Below are 3,003 nucleotides of genomic sequence, written 5' to 3' on the forward strand. Positions count from 1 at the left end.
CGACTTGGGTAGAAGATTGTATCGCGACAAACCGAGAGGTTTGTCACGCAAACTCGATGTTATCAAAGTAAGGCAACTGAAATGATAGGGTCAAGTGAATAAGTGCATCTGGTGGATGCCTTGGCGATCACAGGCGATGAAGGACGTGCAAGCCTGCGAAAAGCAGTGGGGAGCTGGCAATGAAGCTTTGATCCACTGATATCCGAATGGGGAAACCCACTCCGCAAGGAGTACTCCGGCCTGAATATATAGGGTCGGTAGAGCGAACCGGGAGAACTGAAACATCTAAGTACCCCGAGGAAAAGAAATCAACCGAGATTCCGTAAGTAGTGGCGAGCGAACGCGGAAGAGCCTGTACGTGTTATGGATTGTGTTAGTGGAAAGGTCCTGGAAAGGCCAGCCATAGTGGGTGATAGCCCCGTACACGAAAATACATTCCAAGAACTAGGCGTACGAGAAGTAGGGCGGGACACGCGAAATCCTGTCTGAATATGGGGGGACCATCCTCCAAGGCTAAATACTCGTGATCGACCGATAGTGAACCAGTACCGTGAGGGAAAGGCGAAAAGAACCCCGGGAGGGGAGTGAAATAGAACCTGAAACCGGATGCATACAAACAGTGGGAGCCTGGAAACGGGTGACTGCGTACCTTTTGTATAATGGGTCAGCGACTTACATTCAGTGGCAAGCTTAACCGAATAGGGGAGGCGTAGGGAAACCGAGTCCGAATAGGGCGTCTTTAGTCGCTGGGTGTAGACCCGAAACCGAGTGATCTATCCATGGCCAGGATGAAGGTGCGGTAACACGCACTGGAGGTCCGAACCCACTAGTGTTGCAAAACTAGGGGATGAGCTGTGGATAGGGGTGAAAGGCTAAACAAACTCGGAGATAGCTGGTTCTCCCCGAAAACTATTTAGGTAGTGCCTCATGTATCACTTCCGGGGGTAAAGCACTGTTATGGCTAGGGGGTCATTGCGATTTACCAAACCATGGCAAACTCTGAATACCGGAAAGTGCAAGCATGGGAGACAGACGGTGGGTGCTAACGTCCATCGTCAAGAGGGAAACAACCCAGACCGCCAGCTAAGGTCCCAAATGATCAGTTAAGTGGTAAACGAGGTGGGAAGGCATAGACAGCCAGGATGTTGGCTTAGAAGCAGCCATCATTTAAAGAAAGCGTAATAGCTCACTGGTCGAGTCGTCCTGCGCGGAAGATGTAACGGGGCTCAAACTGATAACCGAAGCTGCGGATGGGCACAGTCAAATGTGTCCGTGGTAGGGGAGCGTTCTGTAGGTCTGTGAAGGTGGTGGTGTAAACCCTGCTGGAGATATCAGAAGTGCGAATGCTGACATGAGTAGCGATAAAGCGGGTGAAAAGCCCGCTCGCCGAAAGCCCAAGGTTTCCTACGCAACGTTCATCGGCGTAGGGTGAGTCGGCCCCTAAGGCGAGGCTGAAAAGCGTAGTCGATGGGAAACGGGTTAAAATTCCCGTACTTTTATGCAGTGCGATGTGGGGACGGAGAAGGTTAGGTTAGCGGCCTGTTGGAATAGGTCGTTTAAGCCGGTAGGCTGGTGCGGTAGGCAAATCCGCTGCACCTTAAGGCCGAGAGGTGATGACGAGGGTCTACGGACCTGAAGTAACTGATACCACGCTTCCAGGAAAAGCCACTAAGCTTCAGCTGCATAAGAACCGTACCGCAAACCGACACAGGTGGGCAGGATGAGAATTCTAAGGCGCTTGAGAGAACTCAGGAGAAGGAACTCGGCAAATTGATACCGTAACTTCGGGAGAAGGTATGCCTCTCTAGGTGAAGTTCCTGCGAATGGAGCTTGGAGAGGTCGCAGAGAATAGGTGGCTGCGACTGTTTATCAAAAACACAGCTCTGTGCCAACACGAAAGTGGACGTATACGGAGTGACGCCTGCCCGGTGCTGGAAGATTAAATGATGGGGTGCAAGCTCTTGACTGAAGTCCCAGTAAACGGCGGCCGTAACTATAACGGTCCTAAGGTAGCGAAATTCCTTGTCGGGTAAGTTCCGACCCGCACGAATGGCGTAACGATGGCCACACTGTCTCCTCCTGAGACTCAGCGAAGTTGAAATGTTTGTGAAGATGCAATCTACCCGCTGCTAGACGGAAAGACCCCGTGAACCTTTACTGTAGCTTTGCATTGGACTTTGAACAGACTTGTGTAGGATAGGTGGGAGGCTATGAAGTGGGAACGCTAGTTCTCATGGAGCCGTCCTTGAAATACCACCCTGGTGTGTTTGAGGTTCTAACCTTGGTCCGTGATCCGGATCGGGGACAGTGCATGGTAGGCAGTTTGACTGGGGCGGTCTCCTCCCAAAGTGTAACGGAGGAGTTCGAAGGTTACCTAGGTACGGTCGGAAATCGTGCTGATAGTGCAATGGCAAAAGGTAGCTTAACTGCGAGACCGACAAGTCGAGCAGGTGCGAAAGCAGGACATAGTGATCCGGTGGTTCTGAATGGAAGGGCCATCGCTCAACGGATAAAAGGTACTCCGGGGATAACAGGCTGATTCCGCCCAAGAGTTCACATCGACGGCGGAGTTTGGCACCTCGATGTCGGCTCATCACATCCTGGGGCTGTAGCCGGTCCCAAGGGTATGGCTGTTCGCCATTTAAAGTGGTACGTGAGCTGGGTTCAAAACGTCGTGAGACAGTTTGGTCCCTATCTGCAGTGGGCGTTGGAAGTTTGACGGGGGCTGCTCCTAGTACGAGAGGACCGGAGTGGACGAACCTCTGGTGTACCGGTTGTGACGCCAGTCGCATTGCCGGGTAGCTAAGTTCGGAAGAGATAACCGCTGAAAGCATCTAAGCGGGAAACTTGCCTGAAGATGAGACTTCCCTGGGCCCTTGAGGTCCCTGAAGAGTCGTTCGAGACCAGGACGTTGATAGGTCGGGTGTGGAAGCGCTGTGAGGCGTTAAGCTAACCGATACTAATTGCTCGTGAGGCTTGATCCTATCATTTGAGTGGCTTTGC

The 3,003-nt window shown here is 52.2% G+C and carries 1 rRNA gene; it reads left to right on the forward strand.

The window, feature by feature from the left end:
• Positions 1-88: 88 nt before the first annotated feature.
• A 23S ribosomal RNA gene (locus tag PQU96_RS15885) occupies positions 89-2,984 on the forward strand.
• Positions 2,985-3,003 lie beyond the last annotated feature (19 nt).

Source organism: Vogesella margarita (assembly GCF_028548475.1).
Taxonomy (GTDB): Bacteria; Pseudomonadota; Gammaproteobacteria; order Burkholderiales; family Chromobacteriaceae; genus Vogesella; species Vogesella margarita.